1 protein-coding gene is annotated in these 860 nt (G+C 75.2%); it reads right to left on the bottom strand.

Annotated elements, in window-relative coordinates:
- The coding region (locus GT354_RS31870; RefSeq protein WP_237535679.1) for a DUF6350 family protein at nucleotides 1–860 on the bottom strand (860 nt) is incomplete at both ends.

Here is an 860-nt window from a genome sequence, read left to right as displayed (position 1 = left end):
CAGGGCCGCCAGGAGCGGCAGCTCGGGCAGCGCGCCCAGGGTGGTGCCGGTGGGGGCGACGGTGGTGGTCGTGCCGAGGACGAAGCCGGTACCGGCGGCGTAGGACGCGGCCCACACGATCGTGTTGGGCACGAGCGCGGCGCACAGGAAGGTCAGCGCCACGAGGCCGGCGGCGTCGTCGGGGGCGGCGGCCAGGACGGCCCGGATCCGGTCCGTGTGGGTGAGCAGACACACCACGACCAGGACCGCCCCGCCCGCCGCCAGGACCGCGGTCGCGGCCAGGCCGGCCCGTACCGCCGGCCACCGCACCACAGTGGGCCCGAGCGCACCGAGCGTGGCCACCGCGAGCACGCCCGCGGCGGCGACCAGGATCGTCTCGAACACCGGCCGCACGGTCGCCGTACCGAGACCGCAGGCCACCGCGTACAGCAGGCCCAGGTAGACCGACGCCTGCGTCACGAGCACGATCGCGGTCGGCACGACGCCTCGCGCGAGCCGTCGGCCGAGCACGAACACCATGCACACCAGCGGCGCGGTCACCCCGAGCGGGGCGAGCCGTACCGGCACGATCGTGACGATCGGCTCGATCGAACCCGTCGCGGTGTGGGCGACCTCGACAACCTCGAACCCGATGTGGTGGGCGGCGAGCCAGATCGCACCGATCGCGCGAAACAGCACGTCGGGATGGTCCAACCCGCCCTCGTCCGCGCCGATCACGCCCACGATCAGCACGAACAGGGTCACCCCCGCGAGTCCGACCGCCACCGCGATCAGCGCGGACACCACGCCGCGCGCGACGGCTTGGGCGACCCGGGCAGCGCCGGGGGGCGCGAGCGCGGACGGGGTGGCGGGGAGGGCAG

It is taken from the genome of Streptomyces sp. SID3343 (assembly GCF_009865215.1).
Taxonomy (GTDB): Bacteria; Actinomycetota; Actinomycetes; order Streptomycetales; family Streptomycetaceae; genus Embleya.
This window is presented reverse-complemented; position numbering and strand designations above follow the sequence as displayed.